Origin of the sequence: Roseateles terrae (genome assembly GCF_014192155.1) — a bacterium.
In the GTDB taxonomy this organism is placed as follows: Bacteria; Pseudomonadota; Gammaproteobacteria; order Burkholderiales; family Burkholderiaceae_C; genus Roseateles; species Roseateles terrae.
This window is the reverse complement of sequence record NZ_JACHXO010000004.1, coordinates 408,863-431,297: the sequence shown is the minus strand read 5'-3', so window position 1 is coordinate 431,297 and position 22,435 is coordinate 408,863. Positions and strand designations below refer to the sequence as shown.

The window sequence follows — 22,435 nt, the reverse complement described above, 5'->3', positions numbered from 1 at the left end:
TTCCAGATTCACTGCATCGTTCGCGGGCGATCAGCGCAGGCCGGCGATGTAGTCGGCCACGGCCTTGATTTCACGGTCGCTCAGCTTGGCCGCGATGGCCGCCATGGCCACGTTGTTGGCGCGGGCACCGGCACGGAAGTTGGTCAACTGCGCTTCGGTGTAGTCGCTGTGCTGGCCAGCCAGACGCGGATACTGGGCCGGAATGCCCGCACCGTTGGGGCTGTGACAGCCGGCGCAGGCGGGCACCTGCTTGTCCGCGATGCCGCCGCGGTAGATCTTCTCGCCCAGCGAGACCAATTCCTTGTTCTTGGAAGAACCGGGTTTGGCCTGCTTGCTGGCGTAGAAAGCGGCAACGTTGCGGATGTCGTCATCCGACAGGGTGGCGGCCATGCCATTCATCACGGCATTGACCCGTTTACCGGCCTTGAATTCGTGCAATTGTTTGGCCAGATAGTCCGCATGCTGGCCTTGGAGGATGGGGTTGGCAGGACTGCCCCGGGAACCGTCGGCTGTATGGCAGGCGGCGCAGACCTGGGTGGAGGTCGCTTGGCCTTTGGCCAGATCGGGCTTGGCAGCGGGTTGGTTGTCAGCCGCCCACGCAGCGCCAGACAACAGAACCAGGCTCGACAACAAGAAAGAGACAGTCTTCATGAATGTTGAGGGGTTGGATGAGCGCAACCGAGAAATCTTACAATGGGGTCTCTTTGACACCCGAAGCGCGATGACCGATTCCAACAAGAAACCCGCTTCGGCGACCCCAGGGAAACCCGCAGGCCGCACAAGTGACGAAACAACAACGGCGTCATCGGCCGCTCCCGAAGGGGCGCCGGGGACCCCCCGTTCCGGCCCCAAGGGCAAGAAGGTGTCCGCTGCGGTGCAGGCTGCGCAGGCCGCCAAGGCCGCGAAATCCGGCGTCTCAGCGGCGCGCAAGGGGCGTGCGAAGAAGCGCGCTGCGCCCAATGCCAAGGCCGGCCGCCAGGGCGTGGCAACGCCTGGCGCCAAGGGTTCACAACCGGGTCAGGCGGGCGTTGCAGCGCCGAAGCGGCGTGATGCCGCGGCCCCTGGGATCGAAGACGCGGTCGAGACGCTCACCTCGGCCAAGCGGGCGCTGGCCTGGACTCACACCGCCCGCTTCCTGACCACCGCCAGCCAGTTGCACCATCTGCCCCAGAACGGCGTGCTGCCGGGGCAGGAACCGGAACCGGATGAAGACTTTGACGATCAGGATCACGACGCCTCGGGCGGCTTCGATGACGCAGGCCTGAGCGCTGATCACGATCGTGACGATCAGGAAGATCAGATGGACGAGGGCGACGAGGACGGTGAGCCGTCCCGCGACCCCAACGCCGTGCCGGAGACCCTGCCGGCGCGGCCGCTGCCGGAAATCGCCTTTGTCGGGCGCTCCAATGCCGGCAAATCCACCGCGATCAACACGCTGGCGCAGCAGAAGCGTCTGGCCTTCGCCTCCAAGACGCCGGGCCGCACCCAGCACATCAACCTGTTCGTGCTGGGCCCGAAGGATGCGCCGGACGCCCTGTTCGCCGACTTGCCCGGTTACGGCTATGCCGCCGTGGCACGGGACGCCAAGCTGCGCTGGCAGCGCGTGATGGCCGACTACCTGAGCCAGCGCGAAACGCTGTCCGGTGTGGTGCTGATGGTCGACTCCCGTCATGGCCTGACCGACCTGGACAAGCAATTGCTGGAGTTCGTCTCCGACCGCGTCACGGCGGGCGAGGTGAGCCTGCTGGTGCTGCTGACCAAGGCCGACAAGCTAAACCGCAAGGACGGCGCCGCGGCCCTGGAGCAGGTGCAGAAGGAACTGGCGGTTCTGGCAACGGAAGACTCCGACATTGCCGTCAGCCTGTTCTCCGCGCTGAGCAAGCAGGGCCTGGACGATGCGGCCGAGCTGATCTATGACTGGGCCCATCGCGAACCGCGTGTTCTGCGGGACTACGACGACGACGAGATGGGCGTCCCCGAGGCGACGGATGCGGATCCGGCGGATGGTGCGGACGATGCGCACGACGCCGATCCGGCGGACGACACCGACGACACCCGCAAGCCCTGACCCACCGGCGTCGCCAGAGGTCTGAGACCGCTGGCGACCCGCGATCAAGGCCGCCCGATGAAGACGTACAGCGACGTGCCCGCCTTCGGCGCATAACCCAGGCCCACATAGAGCGGCCCCAGGCCTGTGTCCGACCCCAGGAAGATGCTGCTCGCGTAGCGCAGATCCTTGGGGTTGATGTCGCGCCGGCTGGTCCAGGTGTTGCCGGCTTCCAGCGTGCCGCCCACGAAGAATCCGCGGGACAGGAACGGCGAGTCATTCAGCCGCCGGTAGTAGGTGGCCCGGGTGAACAGCAGTGCATTGCCGCTGAGCTGATTGGGCTGATAACCGGACAGCTGATGGAAGCCTCCCAGCGTGTAGCCGCCCAGCCCTGAATCATCCGGCTGCTGCACCGCCACTCCCCGCATGTAGAAACTCAGGGTGTGGCCGCCGAAGCTCTGCACCATCGTGCCGTCGGCGTTGACGCGGAAGAACTTCCCGCTGTTCAGGTTCTTGTTGTCCTGTCGTCCGGCTTCCGCCTCCGCGGTGAACCGGTAACCATGCTGCGGGAAGTTGGCATAGTCCAGCTGATCCACCACCGTCTTGAGCCGCAGGCCGGACTCATGACTGGTCCAGCGCAGTTTGCCCACTTCGGGTGACACGAGCGTGATCAGGTCGGGCTTGGCATAACGGGTCTGCCGCACCAGGCCCAGGCGTACCTCGCCCCAGCGTCCCCACGGCTGTCCCAGGTCCACGCCGACGCTGGCATCGCGGCGCACCAGTCGCGCCTGACCGACCGTGGTGTTGTCAGGATCGTTGTCGTTGTAGACGATCTGCTTGCGCTGGTTGGCCTCGGCCCAGCCGGCCACGAACCAGTCGTCCCCGAGCCCGAGGCGCAGGCCCAGCGGATGGTAGAGCTCGGTATAGAGCCGCGGCGTCTCGCCGATGGTGACCTGGTTGCGCCACTCGGTGCCGGTATCGGTAAGCCAGTGACGGTTGTGGCTGATGCGCAGATTGAAGAAGCTGTCCCCGGCGGAATCGGTGGACAGGTCCATGCCCACCCGGAAGTAGTTCGGGCCCCATGGCTTGTCTTCCAGGCTGAACACCAGCGTTTCGCCGTCCTCGCGTTTTTCGACGTGATAGTCCACCCGCTCGTAGTCGCCGCTGGAGGACAGGAAGCGCATGTCACGTTCGGCCTTGGTGTTGTCGAAGGGCACACCGGGCCGCGATTCCAGCTGACTGCGCAGCCGCTCCGGATTGGTCAGCTCGCTGCCTTCCAGCTGGATCGCCGCCACCAGCGGCGCCGGCGGCTTGAGACCGCTGCGCGCCATGCGCCACTGCGCATACAGATCGGGGCTGACGGCATAGGCCCGCAGCTGGGGCAGCATCGCTTCGGCGGCCTCTTCCCCCATGCGGATGAAGTCCGGTGCCTTGTCGAAATCGGCCGAAGTAAGCTTGCCCAGGCGCGGCGTGATGAGCAGGTCTTCGCCCGCCGCCATCGAGGCCAGGGACCGCTGCACGTTCTGCTCGGTCAGGATGGTGATCATCTGCGAGGTCAGGCCCAGCAGCGAATTCAGCGAGGAGCGCCCGGCCACCGGTGTGCCCACGTTGATCGCGATCACCCGCTCCGCACCGAGTTCACGCGCCACATCGATGGGCAGGTTGTTCACCAGGCCGCCGTCGCCCAGGATGCGGTCTTCCCATTCCACCGGCGCGAACACACCGGGCACGCTCATGCTGGAGCGCAGGGCCAGTGCCAGGTCACCTTGGGAGAGGACGCGCTCGGCGCCGTTTTCCATGTCGGTGGCCACGGCGCGGAAGGGTGTGGGCAGGCGGTCGAAGTCGGTGACATCACGCACCGGCAGCGTAAGTCGGCGCAGCAGGGCTTCCAGGCCGCGGCTGGACAAGGTGCCGGTGGGCACCCGCACTTCGCCGTTGCGTAGACCGAATTCAATCGTGGCGGAGAACTCGAAGTCTTCTTCCTTGCGGCGCTGCGACAGATCCTGCCGATCCACCCGGCTGGCGAAGAGCCGGTCCCAGGCGATGCGGCGCAGCTCCCGGTCCAGGTCTTCGGCGCTCATGCCGCTGGCATAGAGGCCGCCAATGATCGCGCCCATCGAGGTGCCGGTGATGACGTCCACCGGAATGTGCTCCCGCTCCAGCACCTTGAGCACGCCTACGTGGGCGAGACCGCGGGCGCCGCCGCCGGACAGCACCAGGCCCAGACGGGGACGTGGGCCGGCCGGTGCGACCGTGACTGCAGGCGCCGCGAAGTCCGTTGACGCTGGAGCCGAAGCCGCCGCTGAGGCGGCTGTGTCCACGGGTACCTGAAGCACTGCGGCTGCGATGGTGCGCGGCTTGGCAGCGGCCGTCGGACGGAGGCCGCGCGTCACGATGGGTCCGGCGTCGGCGACGGGCACCAGCAGGCAGGCGGCCATCAGCAGGGCCGCCGCCCGCGCCAGAACAGGGCGGGTCCACACAACCATGATCGTGCTCAGCGCTGCTGTTCCAGGTCCTGCATCAGCGTGCCGATGGCGCGTTGCAGCAGCGGCTCCGGCTCCAACATCGTGATCAGGCCGTTGACCACCAGTTGCTCCAGCGCGCCACGGGTCAACGAGTGACGGTCGTCCGGCAACTGGCTGATGAAGAGGAAGAGCTGACCGCTGTCGCTGATCCAGGCAATCTGCGCGGTGACCCATTCACTGTTGATGAACAGGTGATACCAGTTGCCGATCTCCATGCCGTTGATCCACTGCTGCAACGCCACCTGCGCATCGGGCGAGCGCTGGTCGGCGAACAGGCCGATGGGCACCGTGGGCAACTGACCGCGGTCGACCCGTTCGTGGGCCCAGCGGGACGGCAGCTGCGATTCGCGCTCCGCCAGCAGCTGCTGCAGCACTTCTTCCGGCGTGAGGGCCGGTCGGCGCGGAGCACCGGCGGTCGGCACGGTTTCATCGGCGGGCAGGCCACGCAGCACGCGGCCGTGCTGCCGCATCAGCTCATTCATGAAGGCTTCGCGCTGCAGCTGGGGCAGGGCGATGCTGTCCATGCCGCGCTCCAGCGCCTGCACCAGCGGCGGCAGGCGCGCGCGAAGGCGCTGGCGTGCCAGGTCGTCCGCATGCGGCTGCACGCTGTGCAGCAGGCCGTCCACCAGGTCCACATAGGTGGCGGCTTCTTCCGAATCCCGCCCGAATTGAACCATCGCCTGCGCGATGACTTCCACCCAGGGACCCAGCAGGAAGCGGCGCATCAGCTTGCCGGCGTTCGCATCGTCCAGCTGATGCTGCAATTGCTCACGCAGCACGCGCTGCCATTCCTGGCGCTGCTGTTCGCGGTCCAGGCGTTGCAGGGCACCGGAGCTCGGTTCGCTGTGTTGCTGGGCCTGGTCGCGGATGTGTTTCTCGACCTCGTCCAGCGCCTGCTTGAACTGGCTGGCTGCGGGTTGCTCCGAGGCGATCAGCGGCTGGATGACCCGGTCGACCAGCTGCACAAAGGCCTTGAAACCGGCGTCTTCCGGGCTGCGGTAACCGGCGCCATGGGCAGCGATGCGGTTCAGCAGCAGCCAGGTGGGATGGTCCTGGCGGCGCAGCAGGGTCACGTCGAGCCGTGACAGCCGCACGATGGCCACCTGCAGCCGGCCCATCAGCACCTTGAGCTGCGGATGCAGGCTGGTGTCGGCCAGGATCTGGTCGTACAGGCGGGAAAGCAGGTCCCCGCCCTTGGGCGCTCCGGGCGCGCCGGGCCCCAGGCGGGGGCTGGCCACTTCATCCAGCTGATGCGGACGGGTGACGGCGTCCAGCAGCAGCGCGACCTCATCCAGCGTCGTATTGGGTGCCTGCGGATTCTGGTTGAGCGCCTTGAACTGGCGCATGCGCAGGTCGGATTCCTTCACCGCCGAGCCGTGGCTCTGCAGCATGCCGCTGAGCTGTGCCTGGCGCAGTTCGCGGCAGAGCAGGGTGAAGATCGGCTGCAGCTGGCGCGCCAGCGGCACGGCGGCGATGCGCATCAGCTTGTAGCGGCCGTCGGCATCCAGGTCCACGCCTTCGATCGCGCGGGAGAGCGCGTGGGCAAAGACGGCGGCGCGCAGCGGGTTGTCACTTTTCAGCGGCCGGGCAATGCCGCGCAGCGCGCCGAAGAAGTTGCCCAGCTGATGCAGTTCCGCCCGGGTGCTGTCTTCGATGGTGGTGATGACGTGGGCGATGGCCACGTCCTTGAGCGCCTGGCTCTCATCCACCAGACTGAGACTGAGGCTGTCAGTGTGACCAATGGGCGCCTGACGGTCACGCGCCAGCGGGTCTTTGCCGTCAGCGGCCTGCCGCAGCAGCCGACCGAGGGAGTCTTCCAGGTCGGAGGTGAAGTGCGCCCGGCGCTTGGACCACCCCGCCATCAGCTGGTGGTGTTCCAGGCGGCTCTTGAGTTCGTCCTGGATGCCGCCGTAGACGGCATGGGCCAGGGAGGGAACGTGAGCCAGGGTCTCCAGGATCAGAGATTGCTGCGAAGGCGCTTGGACCATCATGAATATGTAAGTGCACCTCCATTATCGGGCCTTGTGGTCCAGGCGGTGCATCCCCCGGCAAAGCGGGCGTGGCAACCCGTAGAGACTGTTCGGAAAAAGAAAAAGGGTCGCCCGGAGGCGACCCTTTTTTGCAGCGGGCTGCGGTGGACAGGGCCAGACCCTGTCCGGGGACATTACATGTCCATGCCCATGCCGCCCATGCCACCCGGCATGGCGGGAGCGGCGCCTTCGTCCTTCGGCGATTCGGCGACCATGCATTCGGTCGTCAGCATCAGCGAAGCCACGGAAGCGGCGTTCTGCAGGGCGGTACGGGTGACCTTCGTGGGATCCAGGATGCCCATTTCGATCATGTCGCCGTAGGTGTCGTTGGCGGCGTTGAAGCCGTGGTTGCCGCTGCCGGCCAGCACGGTATTGATCACCACCGACGGTTCGCCACCCGCGTTGGCCACGATTTCGCGCAGGGGCGCTTCGATGGCCTTCAGCACCAGCTTGATACCGGCGTCCTGGTCGGGGTTGTCACCCTTGATGGTGCCAGCCGTCTGGCGGGCGCGCAGCAGGGCCACGCCACCGCCAGCCACGATGCCTTCTTCCACGGCAGCGCGGGTGGCGTGCAGCGCGTCTTCCACGCGTGCCTTCTTTTCCTTCATTTCGACTTCGGTCGCAGCGCCGACCTTGATCACGGCAACACCGCCGGCCAGCTTGGCCACGCGCTCTTGCAGCTTTTCACGGTCGTAGTCGCTGGTCGCTTCTTCGATCTGCACGCGGATCTGCTTCACGCGGGCTTCGATGTCGCCAGCAGCGCCGTTGCCGTCGATGATGGTGGTGTTTTCCTTGGCCACTTCAACGCGCTTGGCTTGGCCCAGATCGGCCAGGGTGACCTTTTCCAGGGTCAGGCCCACTTCTTCAGCGATGACCTTGCCGCCGGTCAGGATGGCGATGTCTTCCAGCATGGCCTTGCGGCGGTCGCCGAAGCCAGGGGCCTTCACAGCCACGACCTTCAGGATGCCGCGGATGGTGTTGACCACCAGGGTGGCCAGCGCTTCACCGTCGACTTCTTCAGCGATGATCAGCAGCGGACGGCCAGCCTTGGCGACGGCTTCCAGCGTCGGCAGCAGGTCACGGATGTTGCTGATCTTCTTGTCGTACAGCAGGACAAACGGGTTGTCCAGCAGGGCGGCCTGCTTCTCGGGGTTGTTGATGAAGTAGGGCGACAGGTAGCCGCGGTCGAACTGCATGCCTTCGACGACGTCCAGTTCGCTTTCCAGCGACTTGCCGTCTTCCACGGTGATCACGCCTTCCTTGCCGACCTTGTCCATCGCTTCAGCGATGATGCGGCCGACTTCGGAGTCGCTGTTGGCGGAGATGGTGCCAACCTGAGCGATTTCCTTGGAGGTGGTGGTGGCCTTGGAGGCAGCCTTCAGCTGGGTGACCAGGGCGGCGACAGCCTTGTCGATGCCGCGCTTCAGGTCCATCGGGTTCATGCCGGCGGCCACGTACTTCATGCCTTCGCGCACGATGGCCTGGGCCAGCACGGTGGCGGTGGTGGTGCCGTCACCGGCGTTGTCCGAGGTCTTGGAAGCGACTTCCTTGACCATCTGGGCGCCCATGTTCTGCAGCTTGTCCTTCAGCTCGATTTCCTTGGCGACCGACACACCGTCCTTGGTGACGGTGGGGGCGCCGAACGAGCGTTCCAGCACCACGTTACGGCCCTTGGGGCCCAGCGTGACCTTGACCGCGTTGGCCAGGATGTTCACGCCTTCAACCATGCGAGCGCGGGCTTCGCCGCCGAAGACTACGTCTTTTGCTGCCATGAGAGATTCTCCGAATTCAGTAGTGAGAGGTCGGCCACGCTGGGGGAACGCCGCAAGCGGCGGCCCGGATGCGCGTGGCGGGCGGTGCCGGAGCACCGCCGTGGGGCCTGGGGATTACTTGGCGACGACGGCGAAGAGGTCTTCTTCGCGCATGACCAGCAGTTCCTCGCCATCGACCTTGACGGTCTGGCCGCTGTACTTGCCAAACAGGACGCGGTCGCCAACGGCCACGTTCAGGGCGATGAATTCACCCTTGTCATTGCGCTTGCCCGGGCCGACGGCCAAGACCTCACCCTGATCAGGCTTTTCTGCGGCGTTGTCGGGGATGACGATGCCGGAGGCCGTCTTGGTTTCGTTCTCGAGGCGCTTGACGATCACGCGATCGTGCAGAGGACGCAGTTTCATCTGATCTCCTTGACTGTGTCGGACTTGATATCTAGGCCGGCCCAGGGGCCGACCCGTCACAAGAATGCTGTTAGCACTCGACATGGTTGAGTGCTAGCAAGGAGATTATAGGGACGGGTTGTGACGTTTCAAGGGGGGCGCAGCGAATGTCATCCCAGCCCAAAGTGACTTTAGACAATTCCCCGCGGCGGGGCACTCCCCCTAATCTGAAGGTTGGACGATCAGGCTGAGCCCATGCCCGCACCGACACCTTTCCGACTCAAGACTGCCCTGCCCGAAGACACCCTGCGCGTGCACACGTGCACGGTGCGAGAAGCGTTGAGCGATCTGGGCGACACCACGCTGACGCTGCTGAGCGACCGCAAGGATATCCAGCCCGCCGAACTGCTCGGCAAGCAGGCGTCGCTGACGGTGGCGCTGCGCGATGACGCGCCGCGCCATGTCAGCGGTTACGTTTCGCGGTTCGCCCGCAGCGGCTTCGAAGGCAAGCACAGCGTCTACCAGATGACGCTCAAGCCCTGGCCCTGGCTGCTGACGCGCACCGCCGACTGCCGGATCTTCCAGGAGATGACGGTGCCGGACATCGTCAAGCAGGTGTTCGACGACCACCCGGTGGCGCGTTTCGAGCTCAGACTGATGCGACCCTACCGCACCTGGAACTACTGCGTGCAGTACCGGGAAACGGACTTCAACTTCATTGCCCGGCTGCTGGAGCATGAAGGCATCTACTGGTACATCCAGCACGATGAATCCGGTCACAAGATGGTGCTGTGCGACTCCGCCAGCGCCCACGACGCCATTCCCACCTGTGCCACGCTGCCGTTTTATGGCGGCAACGGGCAAGTGCCGCCGCAGTTGGAGCATGTGTCTCAATGGTCCAATGTGCAGTGCGTGCAGCCTGGCAAGGTGGTCATCACCGACTACGATTTCCAACGTCCGTCCAGCGCTCTGGAAACCAGCCAGGCGCGCAAGCGCGACTACGATCTGTCCGACGGGGAGATCTTTGATTACCCGGGCGGTTACATCCAGAACGGCGACGGTGCGCAATATGCGGAAGACCGCCTGGACGAACTGCAAAGCGCGTACGACGTCTACGACGGCGTGACGAATGCGCAGGGTGTCCACACCGGGCATCTGCTGTCGCTGGATCGGCATCCCACTGACGACCAGAACATCCAGTATCTGGTCACTTCGACCTCGTTGCATCTGCGACAGGCGGTGAGTGAAGCGGGCTCCGGATCGACGGACCTGAGCTGCAGCTTCAATTGCATTCCGGCCGCGCAACAGTACCGCCCGACGCGGCGCACGCCGAAGCCTTTGGTGCCGGGGCCGCAGACGGCCATCGTCACCGGCCCGGCGGGCGAGGAAATCCACACCGACAAGTTCGGCCGGGTGAAGGTGCAGTTCCATTGGGACCGGCGCGGTCAGCGCAATGAGCGCAGTTCCTGCTGGGTGAGCGTGGCGCATCCGTGGGCGGGGTCCAACTTCGGCGGGGTGCACATTCCGCGGATCGGGCAGGAAGTGATCGTCGGTTTCCTGGAAGGAGATCCGGATGCGCCCATCATCATCGGACGCACTTACAACGGCGAGAACCTGCCGCCGTGGGACTTGCCGGCCAATGCAACACAGAGCGGTTTCCTGACCCGGTCCACCAAAGGCGGCGGCTACGGGAACGCCAATGCCATCCGCTTCGAGGACAAGAAGGGTGATGAGCAGCTCTGGATCCACGCGGAGAAGAACCAGGACATTGAGGTCGAGAACGACGAAACCCATTGGGTCGGGCGGGATCGGACCAAGACCATCGACCGGCATGAAACGACGCTGGTGAAGGGGAATCGGACGGAGACCGTCAACCTGGACGAAACCATCACGGTGCATCAGAACCGCACCGAGCGGGTGGATCTGGACGAGAAGGTCTCGATTGGATTGAACCGGACGGAAGACGTCGGGGTGAATGAAACGATCTCGATTGGGTCGAACCGGTCGGTGACGATCGGAGGGATGAAAACCGAGACGATTGCACTGGCGAAGGCGGAGACGATCGGGCTTGGGAAGGCGCTGACGATCGGCGCGGCGTATCAGACCTCGGTCGGGGGGCTGATGAATACGACGGTGGGGTTGCAGCAGTCGGAGCAGGTGGGGCTGAGCAAATCCACCAAGGTGGGAAACAGCTATTCAATCACTGCCGGCGATGAGTTTCAGATCAACGTCGGTAAAGCCAGCTTGGTCATGAAGTCCGACGGGACAGTTCTCATCAACGGGACCAAGTTCGATTTTTCCGCCAGTGGTCCTGTCGCAATCAACGGCAAAGATGTCGACATCAACTGATTTGACTGCCGCATGGAATTCAGGAATCACACGCCATTCCCAGGGCTGGCATTTCAAGGGGTCGATCAACGGGCTCAACCTTTCCATGTGGCGGTGCTTAGACAGACGCTGACGTGGAACGACGACGCGGCCATGCGCTTCGCAGAGGTCCAAATGCCTCTGTGCGAAGAGGACGTGCCGCTGGATTCATCTTCGAGTACTGCGGTCCTGCAAGAGTCCGATCTCTGCCACTTCAAGCCGCGCTGCGACGTGATTGTCAACGCGACTGCTTATGCGCCAAATCCGAGTGACGGAACCCCGACACATAGCTTCCTCGTGGGCCTCAGGATGAGTCGTGAGGGGGACGTGTCAATCAACAAGGTGCTGAGGGTGCACGGTCGCAGAGCGTTCGCTTACGTGCGCAATCGGCGGGGTGAGCTGGAGTGGCAGTTGACTGCTGGTGATGTCGTCAGCGCGTTATCAGTCGATCTGCGCTCAGCTTGGGGTGGGCAGTGCCGCGTCGATCCCGGAACTTTGGAAGGCAACCGTCTCATCGCCGAGGTGGGCTCGAATCCAAAAGTTGGAGAACACGGCGCCCTGAAGTGGGAGCATTTTGCAGAGAATCCCGCGGGAATCGGATTCTTGAGAGATTGGTATCTTCGTGCCCATGGCCTAACGCAACTGTCGGCGCCTCAGATCGAATATGTGGATCGGCCGATCACCGCTCGTCACCTTGAACAGGCGCTTGTCGGCGACAGCGCTGGACTACCAGATCTCGTTGCCGGTCTTGGTATTCGTCCGAAGGGTCATCCCGAACGAGCCAAGCAGGTTGGAACGGTGGACCAAGCCTTCATTCAGAGCTCTACGCCCCTGCCCCATGACTTCGATTTTTCTGTTTGGAATGCAGCGTGGCCGGACCAGCAAGTGGACCACATGGTGGGTGACGAATTGCTTGAACTGGTGAACCTCGCGAATCCGCGAGATCGCGCTCTGCACCGAGATGTTCATGGCAATTCCCGCTTGGCTCTTCGCCTCCCGGGCCATCAGCCGTTTGTCCTGGCACGTTATGAGAATGGCGCATTCGGCGAACTTCCGGCGCGACTGGACACAGTCATCATCGAGCCAGACCGAAGGCTGGTGCATCTCGTCTGGCGGGCCGTGCTGGCCACCGCTCCTGCCGTAAGGGTACTGGAGTACCGCTTGCTACAGAGTGACGCAGTCATGCGGGCTCGGGCGGCTGTGGACTCAGCTGCTCATGGAGGTGGTTATGGCGGCTAACTTAGGTGCTCGGAAGGATGGCGCCTTCAAAGCCGTCTCGACCGCTCCCAGTCTTAACAAGACTCCTGTCGGGAGCGCGACTCCACCGCTGCCTTATCCCGTCACTCAAAACCTGGATAGCAGTCAGGGAACAATTGCCAGTGTCAGATTCAATGGAGACCCTGCATATGTGCTGAACCAAAGCACACAACCCAGTTGTGTGGGCGACGCTCCGGGTTCTGCCAAAGGGGTGCGCAGCGGAACGGTCAGTGGTGAAGTGAAGCCGACAAAGGGCAGCAGTACGGTCAGGGTGGGGAAGAAGCCTGTCATTCGGGTCAATGATCCCTGCACGATGAATGGCGGCAACTGCCCGGGCATTTACGTCGCTGGAGCAGCACCGGGATCTTCTCTCTCCGCAGCAGGAGGCGCCCCAGCCGCCAATCCACCTGCGGCACCAGAGACGCCAGCGGAGGAGGGGTGGTGGGGGAAGGCCAGCCCGTGGGTTCACGGCGCGCTCGGGGTGGCGAGCTTTGTGCCTGGGCTATCGGTTGTGACCGGAGGTGCTGATGCGCTCATCTATGCCGCTGAAGGAAATGCAATAGAAGCCGGGCTCTCAGCAGCCAGCATGATCCCCGGTGGCAAGGTTGTCACCACGGCCGGCAAGGCGGTGAAGGGAGCCGCCGGTCTGATGAAGGGGGCGCACGTCGCTGAAGAAGCTACGAAGGCCGCCAGGGTTGCTGAGGACGCCGCGAAGGCCAGAAGAGTCGCGAAAGAGGCTGAGGATGCCGCGCGTTTGCGTAAGGCGGAGGAAGAAGCGCGACATGCTAAGAAGCCGGACGTCGAGCCAGAGGCGGGCGCAGGCGGGAAAGGCGGAGGCGACGGCAAGAAGACGAAGCCGAAGAAGAAGATGAAGTGCGGGGAGTTCGGTAAGTATGGGGATTTGAAGAAGAAGACCGGTGATGGAAAATTCGACCGTGATCACATCCCGTCGAAGGCAGCGTTGAAGGCGCGCGCTAAAAAGCTTAACGGCGGCGTCCAGTTGACCGATGAGCAAGAGCGCGTGATAGAAAATTGGGGTAATTCAATTGCCATTCCCAGGCGTGCACACATAGATCACAGTCCTACTTACGGCCAGACCTCTGCTGCAGCGGCAATAGACTCAAAGAACTTGGCTGGGTCGGCGCGACGCGACGTTGAAGCCATGCTCAGCAAGATTGACGAATACGACGCCGACGGTAATTGCAAGAAAGCATACCAGCGAGCATCTCGTCGTATCCTAAGAATGAGTAACGCAGATTTTGATGCAGCCTTGAAAAAAATCCTTACAGCACATGGAAAGAAATGAAATGGATTTCTCAACTATTACTTCACTGCTTGGCACATTTTACCCCGAGGAAAGTCTAAAGCAACTTCTGGAGGGGCTGGGCTTTTCGGAAAAGCCAAAGCTGGCGCGAGACTCAACCAGCACATATTTACTCCGTCATGATCTGGGTGTGGAAATTACCTTAACTGGTGAGCGCTATCTGGATAACCCCACTCGAAGTTATCCCGAAGGCGCTATCGTGCTGGAAAATGTCCGCTTCTATAGTGCAAAAAACTCCAGTTTCGCCAATTTCAAGGGAGCGCTTCCGCATGCGCTGCAGTTCGGGCTAACATTAAAGGAGCTTGCAGCAATATTTGGAGAGCCTGCTTGGTTTGACGAGGAACTGGCAAAGGCGCGCTGGGATCTTTCAAATCATGCGATGTCTGCAGACTTTGATGAACAGGGGCGTTCGGACGTGTACAGCTTTCAGGTGCCGATTGCCGAAGACTAACCTATTTCGATTCGTTTCATGAAGTCCTCTTTAGACGCCGGAAAACTACTCAATTACCTTGGTTCGCCGAGTGATGTGCTTGAGGCTGAATCCATCTGGTCGGAGCTAAATACGCTAGAGCGACCGGAGCACGCTGAATCTGGAGAGCAACTCTATTACGATTGGGTGCTAGTCCGGCGAAAGGGACTAGAGCTCGGATTTGTTGATTCAGAGTACAACGCCGGCGCGGCGCGCTTCCGTTGGGGCCATGGCCACATGACGCTGGCACAGCTGTATTTGTATTCTGGCCACGCTGATGTTCAGCGATTTCATGGCGCCATGCCTTTTGGACTTCAATGGGAGGACGGACGTACACAAGCCCGAGCACGTCTCAGCGAATTCGAAAGTTCCAGACATTCCCATTTGACGGATGCTTGGGACGTTCCGGGCTACCGGTTAACGGTCGTCTATTCAGACGACGGCACATCGCTAGTCCGTGTCGTCTGCAGGAGACTGCCTGAGCCCTTGGACCCGACGACTGCCATGCCTCCGCCACCGCTGCAAGATCTGCTGCAGGCCTTGGGAGAGTCCGTCGCCAATCCTTCATTCGCTAGCATTTGGGAGCATGGCTTCTGGTCGAGGGAACAAATTGCAGAGGCACGGGACGAGGGTGAAGTTGACCTCAATCCGGCGTGCGGACTAACCCTGAAGACCGAGTCGGACCGCGGTGACTCCCTTTTGCGCTCCGTGACCTTTCATCGGAACCGGGACCAAGAGGGTTCGGGATGGAGAGGAGAGTTGCCGGGTGGTTTGGCTTTCGAAGACAGCCCTGAGCAGCTGTTCCGCAAGCTAAACATCGCACCCCTTCAACAGGCCGACACTGCCTTGACTGGTTACGGAGTTTGGGACCTACCTGATTTCACGCTGCACGTGCTCTACAGCAACGTGGATAACCGACTCATCCGTGTGAAAGTCTTAGCGCCCGGTACATGGCGGTCGGTGCAAGACGAATAGATCTTAATGGCCAGATGGCGTCCTTTTAACCTGAGCAGAATCGGTTGGGTCAATAAATTTTCTGATTCAACGGCAACGTAACCTTCTTACGTCTATCTTTTGCGACCAGATAATTCCGATCCGCGATTATGGCCTCGCTCCACATTGCTTGGATCGACTTTGTAATCCATGACGCTAGCTTGCTAGCAATAAAGCTGTAGTTGCAAACGGGGGAATCGAATGCTTGCAGATCAATTGATCGATTTATTGGGATTCACCAACACGGACTCGCCCTTGATTGAAGCAGTCAAGGCCCAAGGCGGTTCCATAGAATCCATTTCCCCAAAAAAGATGAGGGAAATCATTTCGGATTTCATTCCTTTTGCGGATAAGGGCGTGGAGTTGGCTTTCCGCCCCAGAGAATTCTATGAGAGAGATTATGGGGCCCCAAAGGGCGAAGGCCCGTACGTGATGGTCGCGGTATTCTACTTTCCCAACGGTTCATCAAAATACTCGGCCTATCAGGGGAAGGTTCCGCTAGCAACAGGGCCAGTGACCAATCGCGATCAAGCGTTTGCTGCATTTGGTAAGCCCGAAGAAACCGAGGAGGAGGACGGGCAAATCTACAGCGACCTCTGGACCGTCGAAGGCAAACTCGTGCATGTGGACTATCACGACGACCGTTCCGTCGCGTTAATCACCGTGGGTTTCCCCAAAAGGGACACCGTTGAACTGCTTCCGGTTGATTGACCTCTTGGGCATGACGAAAACGGATCTGTGATGAATACTGTTTTCCACTATTTTGGAGCCCGTGACTCTACCCATGATGAAGACGGGCAGATCTATTGAGATCAGCGTCCAAAAAATGGGTTGCAGCTGACGATTGACTACGGAAGCAGTGGGTCACTGGTTCGGAGGACAGTGAATGGTGGGGTCCAGCGTCAAAGCACTAACGCTTCCGGGCGACCCGGCCCGCCTGCTTGGGCGAGGGTGGGACGATCCCGTCCTGCAGCAAGTGCTGAGTGCCTGGCCGGATCGTGAATACGTTGACGACGAATCGATTGAGAAAGCGGTTGAGAGCGGGCGACTCTCATTGTTCAATTCCGATCTGGGCGTATACCTGTTCCTGACAGACGAAGATTCGTTCGCGTCGCGCTATGGCCCCAGCAAGACGGACGGTGCGATCACCGTCGGCCGTGTCGTGCTGTTCGGTCGCTTCCATTCGAATGTCCAGCCGTACGCAGGTGCCATTTTTGAAGGGGTGGGGGCCCAGTCGTTGTTTCAGGCGTGGACCGATGCCATCGGTGAGCCGGAGTGGGTGCACAACGTTACCGGCGCTGTACGCAAGGCGAGGTGGCAAGTCACTGAAGGTGTGGTGGATGTCAGTTTCGCCGCTTCGGGGGAATGCCTGCTGGTATCCATCACACCTTCGCTTTCCCGGGAAGCGCTCACTGCGCGATCTGCCGCGCAGCAACTGCACGCACAGCTGCTCTCTCCCGACGGTGTGCTCGCGTTCCTCGGCAAGCCGCTGAAGTCATCGGACCTGGTGCGCAGCTTCCCGCTCATCGGCTACGAGTCGAAGCTCGGCGAGGCAGCCGGCTACGGCAAGATGGATTTCTCCCACGAATATGGATTTGAGCTCTACGCGGCTGCCCGTGACGAGCTGAAGGTCGCGACGCCCTTTGATGCCCAGCCTTCGGACCTCTGTTTGTCCGGCGCCAAATACCGTACCGATCTGGATTTCAAATGCGTTCAGTGGGAGGGACCGCTCCCGTTCGGGATTACTTTCGATGACGGACCGGACACTGTCCTCGCCAAGCTGGGCCGGCCTGCCGACCACCAAGACTTCGACGAGATGGACGGGTTTCATCGCTGGCAATTTCCGTTCTACGACCTGCATGTGCTCTACAGCCTCGCCGAGGACCGCGTGTACCGAGTAACGTTGCTCGGCAGACGGCGCGGGGATTAGCCGGGCCACCGACCTTGCTTGCCTTAGCGATAGTCCATCACGAATCAGCACAGAAACGGTTTAGGCTCCGCTTCGAAGCAGTAGACCTAAATCGCACGGAAATTTATAAGGGGGTCCTCTATGAACGCTGATCAATTGGTTAAGTTGTTGGGAATGACGGATGCTGATACGGCCCTGAGTCAAGCTGTTAAAGCAAACGGTGGATCTGTGGATTCACTTTCGCCAAAAAAGATGAGGGAAATCCTTACCGATTTCATCAACTTGGTCGACGCAGGTGTAGTGCTCGCCTTTGTGCCGCGGGAAGTCTTCTCTGAAGACTATGGAGACCCCCTCGGTAGCGGCGAATATGCACTGGATGGGGTTATATATTATCCCAATGGATCTTCTTCGGTGTCGAGTTATGGGGGCGCAGTCCCGTATGCGACCGGCCCAATTCGGAATCGCGACGAGGCACTCGCTGCTTTCGGGACGCCTAAATCCACCCAACAGGTTGATGGTACAACTTCTTGGGACCTTTGGTCGAAGGATGAAATTGTGATCAAGGTTGATTACAAGAGCGGAACCATTGTCAAAAACGTACTTTTTTCGCTGCCGCGAAAGTATTGACGTTAAACGCCCACGTCCAGATTGATTCCGGTGCTTTCGGAAGAGGCGCTCGTCATTCGATCCGCTGCACGTGAACTCCACCCCCGAATTCCTTCTCCTGATGGCGTGATCGCTTCCCTTGGGAAGCCTTTGGCTACTCCAGAATTACTGGAGGCGTTTCGGCCCGTTGGCCACGAGTCGAAATTGGAGGAGGCGGCACGGTACGGCGAGATTGACTTGTCTGCTGAACATGGATTCGAGCTCTACGCAGCTGCCATCCAAGCGCTGAAAGTGAATCAACCCGAGTTCCGCGGAGGCCATTTGGGTTAAATCAGGCCATTACGAAGGTAGCCCGATTGGCGAGTTGCCGGTAGTAGTTTGCCTCGGCCTCAGCCGGCGGGTTGCGGCCGAGGGGCACGAGCAGGCGATGATGGTTAAACCAGGACGCCCACTTGAGCGTCGCGAACTCCACAGACTCCTTGGTCTTCCACGGAGCCCGGCGATGGATCAACTGGGCCTCGTAGAGCGCATTAATGGTCTCGGCCAGGGAAGTCCAACTTGTTCCCCACGGCCTGCTCGATGCCGGTTTCTGACAGCCTCTCCGTTTAGCGGATGCGGACGTATTGCGATCCCCTATCGGAGTGACAAACCAGACCGCCGTTCCGCTCGGGCTGCCGGGCGTAAAACGCCTGTTCCGGCGCATCGAACTGCTCACGCGCCACCCAGGGTTGCTGAGGATGCCGCGAAGGCCAAAAGAGTCGGGAAAGAGGCTGAAGATGCCGCGCGTTTGCGTAAGGCGGAGGAAGAAGCGCGACATGCCAAGACGCCGGACGTCGAGCCAGAGGCGGGCGCAGGCGGAAAAGGCGGAGGCGATGGCAAGAAGACGAAGCCGAAAAGGGAGATGAAGTGCGGGGAGTTCGGCAAGTATGGGGAATTAAAGAAAAAGACAGGTGATGGAAAAATCGATCGTGGACATATCCCGTCCAAGGCGGCGTGGAAGGCCAGAGCTCAAAAGCTTAACTTTGGCAAGCCATTAAGTGAAGTGCAGAAGCGCTCCATAGTGGGGGAGCGAAAAGGCATATCAGCGTGCATCTCGGCGTATATTAAGAATGGATAACGCGGATTTCGACAAGGCTCCAAAAGAACTTCTTAAGGCAAGGAAAGGAATAAAGTGAACTTCTCCGAAATAATTTCACTTCTTGGTTCTTATTATCCGGAAGCACGCCTCGTAAAATTCCTCAGCGACCTAGGCTTTGCTGAAACGCCGAAGCTCCCTAGAGACTCCACTAGCACGTACGTCATTCGCCATGATCTCGGACGAGGACCTGGCAAAAGCACGCTGGGACCTTTCCGATCATTCAATATTCGCCGATTTTGACGAGGCGGGTCGCTCAGACATATATAGCTTTCAGCCTCCTGTCGTAGACGATTGATCTCCGCGGCTTGCCACTATGGACTCCAGTTTATATTCCCACACTTTAATCGATATCTTGGCGCGCCAAGTGAGGTTCCCGAGACCCAATCCGTCTGGTCATTTTGAATTCGCTTGACCGCCCTGAACATCCAGAACTGGCGGAACTTCGTTCGCTATTCCTCGGCAGGCACATATCGATCATAGCCCTACACATGGACAAAATCTCTCGGAAGCTGCCGTAGACTCCAAGGGTCTTGCGGGGGACTTTGATGTCGCCATCAAGAATATTTTTAAGACAGTTGGACGGAAATAAATGAACCTCTCTGATGTAACTTCGCTCCTTGGTGCTTATTATCCAGAAACGCAGTTGGTTGGGTTTCTTGCAGCCCTGGGATTCTCTGATGAACCGCGTCTCCCCAAGGACTCAATGAGTACTTACTTGAGTCGTAATGATTTGGGTATTGAAATTACCTTGACGGGCGAGCGTTATCTAGATGATCCCCGTAGAACTTACCCGGAAGGTGCACTGGTTCTAAAGAACATCCGTCTTTACGGAGCTGATGATCCGGACTTTGCTGCATTTGTTGGAATATTGCCGATCGGTTTGCAGTTTGGCGCGACCTTGGAGCAGCTGTCCTCGTCAATTGGCAAGCTCGATTGGTTTGATGAGGACTTGGCAAAGGCACGCTGGAATCTTTCGGATTACGCAATTTTTGCGAACTTTAATGATGACGGGTATTCGAAGTCATATAGCTTTCAGCTGCCCGTTTCAGATGATTAAGTGTTCTAGGTTTTTATGAATGCCGCGTTAAATTCTGAAAGACTGCTTTCATATCTCGGCCTTTCAAGCGAAATGCTTGAAGATAAATTGCTCTGGTCCGAGCTTAATACGCTCGATCGGCCAAGGCATCCTGAGTCAGGAGAGATTAGTTATTACGACTGGGTGCTGGTACGGCGAAAGGGGCTAGAGCTGGGATTTGTTGATTCAGAGTACAACGCCGGCGCGGCGCGCTTCCGTTGGGGCCATGGCCACATGACACTGGCACAGCTGTATTTGTATTCTGGCCACGCTGATGTTCAGCGATTTCATGGCGCCATGCCTTTTGGACTTCGATGGGAAGACGGACGTACGCAAGCCCGAGCACATCTCAGCGAATTCGAAAGTTCCAGACATTCCCATTTGACGGATGCTTGGGACGTTCCGGGCTACCGGTTAACGGTCGTCTATTCAGACGACGGCACATCGATAGTCCGGGTCGTCTGCAGGAGACTGCCTGACCCCTTGGACCCGACAACTGCCATGCCTCCACCACCGCTGCAAGATCTGCTGCAGGCCTTGGGGGAGTCCGTTGCCAATCCTTCATTTGCCAGCATTTGGCCGCTTGGCTCCTGGTCGAGACAACATACTGCAGAGGCGCGGGACGAGGGTGAAGTTGACCTCAATCCGGCGTGCGGACTAACCCTGAAGACTGAGTCGGACGGCATCGACCCCGTATTGCGTTCCGTGACCTTTCATCGGAACCGTGACCAAGAGGGTTCGGGATGGAGAGGAGAATTGCCGGCTGGATTGGCTTTCGAAGACAGCCCTGAGCAGCTGTTCCACAAGCTAAACATCGCACCCCTTCAACAGGCCGACACTGCCTTGACTGGTTACGGAGTTTGGGACCTACCTGATTTCACGCTGCACGTGCTCTACAGTAATGTGGACAACCGACTTATCCGCGTGAAAGTCCTGGCGCCCGGTACATGGCGGTCGGTGCGAGACGAATAAATCGTCATGGCCAGATGTCGTCCGTTTCACCTGAGCAGGATCGGTTGGGTCAATGAATTTTCCGATCCAGCGGCAACGCAACTCTCTTGGTCGAGTGATGGAATTGTGATCAAGGTCGCCCGCCGCTATGGCGACCACTCAGATCGACCACTTCAATCGAACTGACCAGACTGATTCGCCGTTTCAGCGCGGCAGGACCATGTGCCAGCCAACACGGAGCCCCATTCCGTCAGATTGTTCCCCTCTTTGCACCTTGTAGCGATGCGCGTCATTGGACCCAGCCGGTCTAATTCGCCCACGCGGGACATCCGCCGCACATCGTTCGCAAGGGAAACAATCAATGCAAGGGAGCTTCGACAACAGTCGCCCCACGTGGCGGCCTCATGCGTCAGGCCGGGTCTCGGGCACTCACAAGTTTGCCGCCTGTCTCTACTCGGCGTTCGTGGTGCTCATTCTTATCTCGTTCTGGTTGTCGAGAGAACCCGTCAGCCTCTCCTCGTTCTATCCCATGTCCTTCTTCGTGGTGCTGGCCGGCACGCATTGGGTACTCAGCAATGCCGCAGACCAGCAAAAGGATTGGGCACGGCCGTTCAGCGTATTGCTCGCGCTGCCGCTGCTGATTGCTACGCCCATCGGCAGCATCCTGGGCTTCATCCTCATCGCCAACTCGCTGAAGCGCTGGAAGGCCCCGGTTCATTGACGAGGACGACGGTCGAGCGCTGCGCCCACTTCGCAGGGATCGCGTCGACCGCTGACCAAATGCCCCCAACGCCGCCCTTATCGATGCGGCGGAAACTCCGGCGGCACCCGCACCAGATGCGTATCCACTCCCGCCTCTCGCGTCTGCCCGAACACCGCATTCCCATACCCTGGCGCTTGAATGCCCGACGGAATGGTCACCGGCGCCCCGTTCTGTGCGTTGTACTGCGGTGCCACCGCCATCGGCTCCATCGGCACCACCTGCACGGGCGGCATCGGCCGTCCGGCGCGGCGCATGTCCATCTGCACCATATGTGCTTGAGACGCCAGGTGCGGCGGCACCAGCATCGAGTTGAATGACTCCGGCCGGATCGACGGCGCTGACTCCTCGTAAGGGCTCGCTCCATGGGCCGGAGGTGCGCCATTGCGCGCCGTCATCATGAAGGTGTTGGCCATGCGACGCTCCGCCTCCGCACGCCCGGCGGGCGAGAGACCCTGCTCACCGCCCAGCATGCGCCGCGCCGATGCCTGAAAGTCTGGCGGCAACTGCGCAATCTGAGCCTCTTGGTCCGCCGACAACGGCAAGGGCCGTGTGTCGAGTTCCTGATGCTGACGTTCCAGGGCCACCGTCAATGCGCCAAAGTGCGGTGCATGCATGGTCTCATGAGCGGCGGCGTGCCGCTCCGGGGCGCCGAGCGCCTGTCCGCCCGGTACCCGGGTCAGCGCGACGCGGGAGCTCTGATTGCGCCCGTCGTGCGACGGCGTATAGCCCATATGCTGCTCGCGCATGGAGAGCTGAGACAGCACGCCATTCTGCGCCACGCTTCGCATCGCCGTGGCGGTCGTGGACGACGATGTCGGCATCGAG

18 protein-coding genes and 1 pseudogene are annotated in these 22,435 nt (G+C 60.6%); 12 read left to right on the top strand and 7 right to left on the bottom strand.

The genetic code is table 11. The features are described from left to right. Window positions 1-30: 30 nt before the first annotated feature. Window positions 31-651 (bottom strand): c-type cytochrome, encoded by a 621-nt coding sequence (locus tag FHS28_RS13835; protein WP_088451349.1) that lies wholly within the window; start codon window positions 649-651, stop codon window positions 31-33. A 649-nt stretch (window positions 652-1,300) separates the two neighbouring features. On the opposite strand from FHS28_RS13835, the gene yihA reads away from it, so the two are divergent. Then, on the top strand, window positions 1,301-2,068 hold the full coding sequence (gene yihA, locus FHS28_RS13830) for a ribosome biogenesis GTP-binding protein YihA/YsxC (RefSeq protein ID WP_088451563.1): 768 nt from the start codon (window positions 1,301-1,303) through the stop codon (window positions 2,066-2,068). 44 nt (window positions 2,069-2,112) lie between these two features. Here yihA and FHS28_RS24810 read toward each other — a convergent pair whose 3' ends face one another. From FHS28_RS24810 to groES, 4 genes are all read right to left on the bottom strand, one after another. After that, window positions 2,113-4,533 (bottom strand): patatin-like phospholipase family protein, encoded by a 2,421-nt coding sequence (locus tag FHS28_RS24810; RefSeq protein WP_246410053.1) that lies wholly within the window; start codon window positions 4,531-4,533, stop codon window positions 2,113-2,115. An 8-nt stretch (window positions 4,534-4,541) separates the two neighbouring features. Further along, on the bottom strand, window positions 4,542-6,563 hold the full coding sequence (locus tag FHS28_RS13820) for a DUF1631 family protein (protein WP_088451347.1): 2,022 nt from the start codon (window positions 6,561-6,563) through the stop codon (window positions 4,542-4,544). 173 nt (window positions 6,564-6,736) lie between these two features. Then, complete coding sequence (gene groL, locus FHS28_RS13815; RefSeq protein ID WP_088451345.1) at window positions 6,737-8,374, bottom strand: chaperonin GroEL; 1,638 nt, start codon at window positions 8,372-8,374, stop codon at window positions 6,737-6,739. A gap of 114 nt (window positions 8,375-8,488) precedes the next feature. Beyond that, window positions 8,489-8,779, bottom strand: a complete 291-nt coding sequence (gene groES / locus FHS28_RS13810) for a co-chaperone GroES (protein WP_088451343.1) — start codon at window positions 8,777-8,779, stop codon at window positions 8,489-8,491. A gap of 234 nt (window positions 8,780-9,013) precedes the next feature. Here groES and FHS28_RS13805 point away from each other — a divergent pair, with 234 nt between their 5' ends. The 8 genes from FHS28_RS13805 to FHS28_RS13770 all read left to right on the top strand — a co-directional run bounded on the left by FHS28_RS13805 (window position 9,014) and on the right by FHS28_RS13770 (window position 17,704). After that, a complete protein-coding gene (locus FHS28_RS13805) occupies window positions 9,014-11,107 on the top strand; it encodes a type VI secretion system Vgr family protein (RefSeq protein ID WP_088451341.1) in 2,094 nt (697 codons plus the stop codon). A 12-nt stretch (window positions 11,108-11,119) separates the two neighbouring features. After that, complete coding sequence (locus FHS28_RS13800) at window positions 11,120-12,364, top strand: DUF2169 family type VI secretion system accessory protein (RefSeq protein ID WP_088451339.1); 1,245 nt, start codon at window positions 11,120-11,122, stop codon at window positions 12,362-12,364. Next, window positions 12,342-13,688: a PAAR-like domain-containing protein gene (locus FHS28_RS24185; protein WP_246410051.1), complete on the top strand. Its 1,347-nt coding sequence runs from the start codon at window positions 12,342-12,344 to the stop codon at window positions 13,686-13,688. Before FHS28_RS13800 ends, FHS28_RS24185 begins: the two co-directional genes overlap by 23 nt. A gap of 1 nt (window position 13,689) precedes the next feature. Beyond that, on the top strand, window positions 13,690-14,157 hold the full coding sequence (locus FHS28_RS13790) for a hypothetical protein (RefSeq protein ID WP_088451337.1): 468 nt from the start codon (window positions 13,690-13,692) through the stop codon (window positions 14,155-14,157). A gap of 18 nt (window positions 14,158-14,175) precedes the next feature. After that, window positions 14,176-15,150, top strand: a complete 975-nt coding sequence (locus FHS28_RS13785) for a hypothetical protein (RefSeq protein ID WP_184294820.1) — start codon at window positions 14,176-14,178, stop codon at window positions 15,148-15,150. Between the two features lie 219 nt (window positions 15,151-15,369). After that, on the top strand, window positions 15,370-15,879 hold the full coding sequence (locus FHS28_RS13780; RefSeq protein WP_088451333.1) for a hypothetical protein: 510 nt from the start codon (window positions 15,370-15,372) through the stop codon (window positions 15,877-15,879). A 175-nt stretch (window positions 15,880-16,054) separates the two neighbouring features. Continuing rightward, window positions 16,055-17,098: a hypothetical protein gene (locus FHS28_RS13775; protein WP_088451331.1), complete on the top strand. Its 1,044-nt coding sequence runs from the start codon at window positions 16,055-16,057 to the stop codon at window positions 17,096-17,098. A gap of 120 nt (window positions 17,099-17,218) precedes the next feature. Beyond that, a complete protein-coding gene (locus tag FHS28_RS13770) occupies window positions 17,219-17,704 on the top strand; it encodes a hypothetical protein (protein WP_184294817.1) in 486 nt (161 codons plus the stop codon). Window positions 17,705-18,014: 310 nt separating this feature from the next. Here FHS28_RS13770 and FHS28_RS13765 read toward each other — a convergent pair. Next, window positions 18,015-18,387, bottom strand: a pseudogene (locus tag FHS28_RS13765) (transposase domain-containing protein); the annotation flags it as partial. 1,023 nt (window positions 18,388-19,410) lie between these two features. Here FHS28_RS13765 and FHS28_RS13760 point away from each other — a divergent pair. The 3 genes from FHS28_RS13760 (at window position 19,411) to FHS28_RS13750 (ending at window position 21,568) form a co-directional block, all read left to right on the top strand. Beyond that, entirely contained in the window at window positions 19,411-19,878 is a 468-nt protein-coding gene (locus FHS28_RS13760) for a hypothetical protein (RefSeq protein WP_184294814.1), read from the top strand. A gap of 15 nt (window positions 19,879-19,893) precedes the next feature. Continuing rightward, window positions 19,894-20,868: a hypothetical protein gene (locus tag FHS28_RS13755; RefSeq protein WP_184294810.1), complete on the top strand. Its 975-nt coding sequence runs from the start codon at window positions 19,894-19,896 to the stop codon at window positions 20,866-20,868. Window positions 20,869-21,208: 340 nt separating this feature from the next. Continuing rightward, window positions 21,209-21,568, top strand: a complete 360-nt coding sequence (locus FHS28_RS13750) for a hypothetical protein (RefSeq protein ID WP_184294807.1) — start codon at window positions 21,209-21,211, stop codon at window positions 21,566-21,568. Window positions 21,569-21,645: 77 nt separating this feature from the next. Here FHS28_RS13750 and FHS28_RS13745 read toward each other — a convergent pair whose 3' ends face one another. Then, window positions 21,646-22,431, bottom strand: a complete 786-nt coding sequence (locus FHS28_RS13745; protein ID WP_184294804.1) for a hypothetical protein — start codon at window positions 22,429-22,431, stop codon at window positions 21,646-21,648. Between the last annotated feature and the right edge of the window lie 4 nt (window positions 22,432-22,435).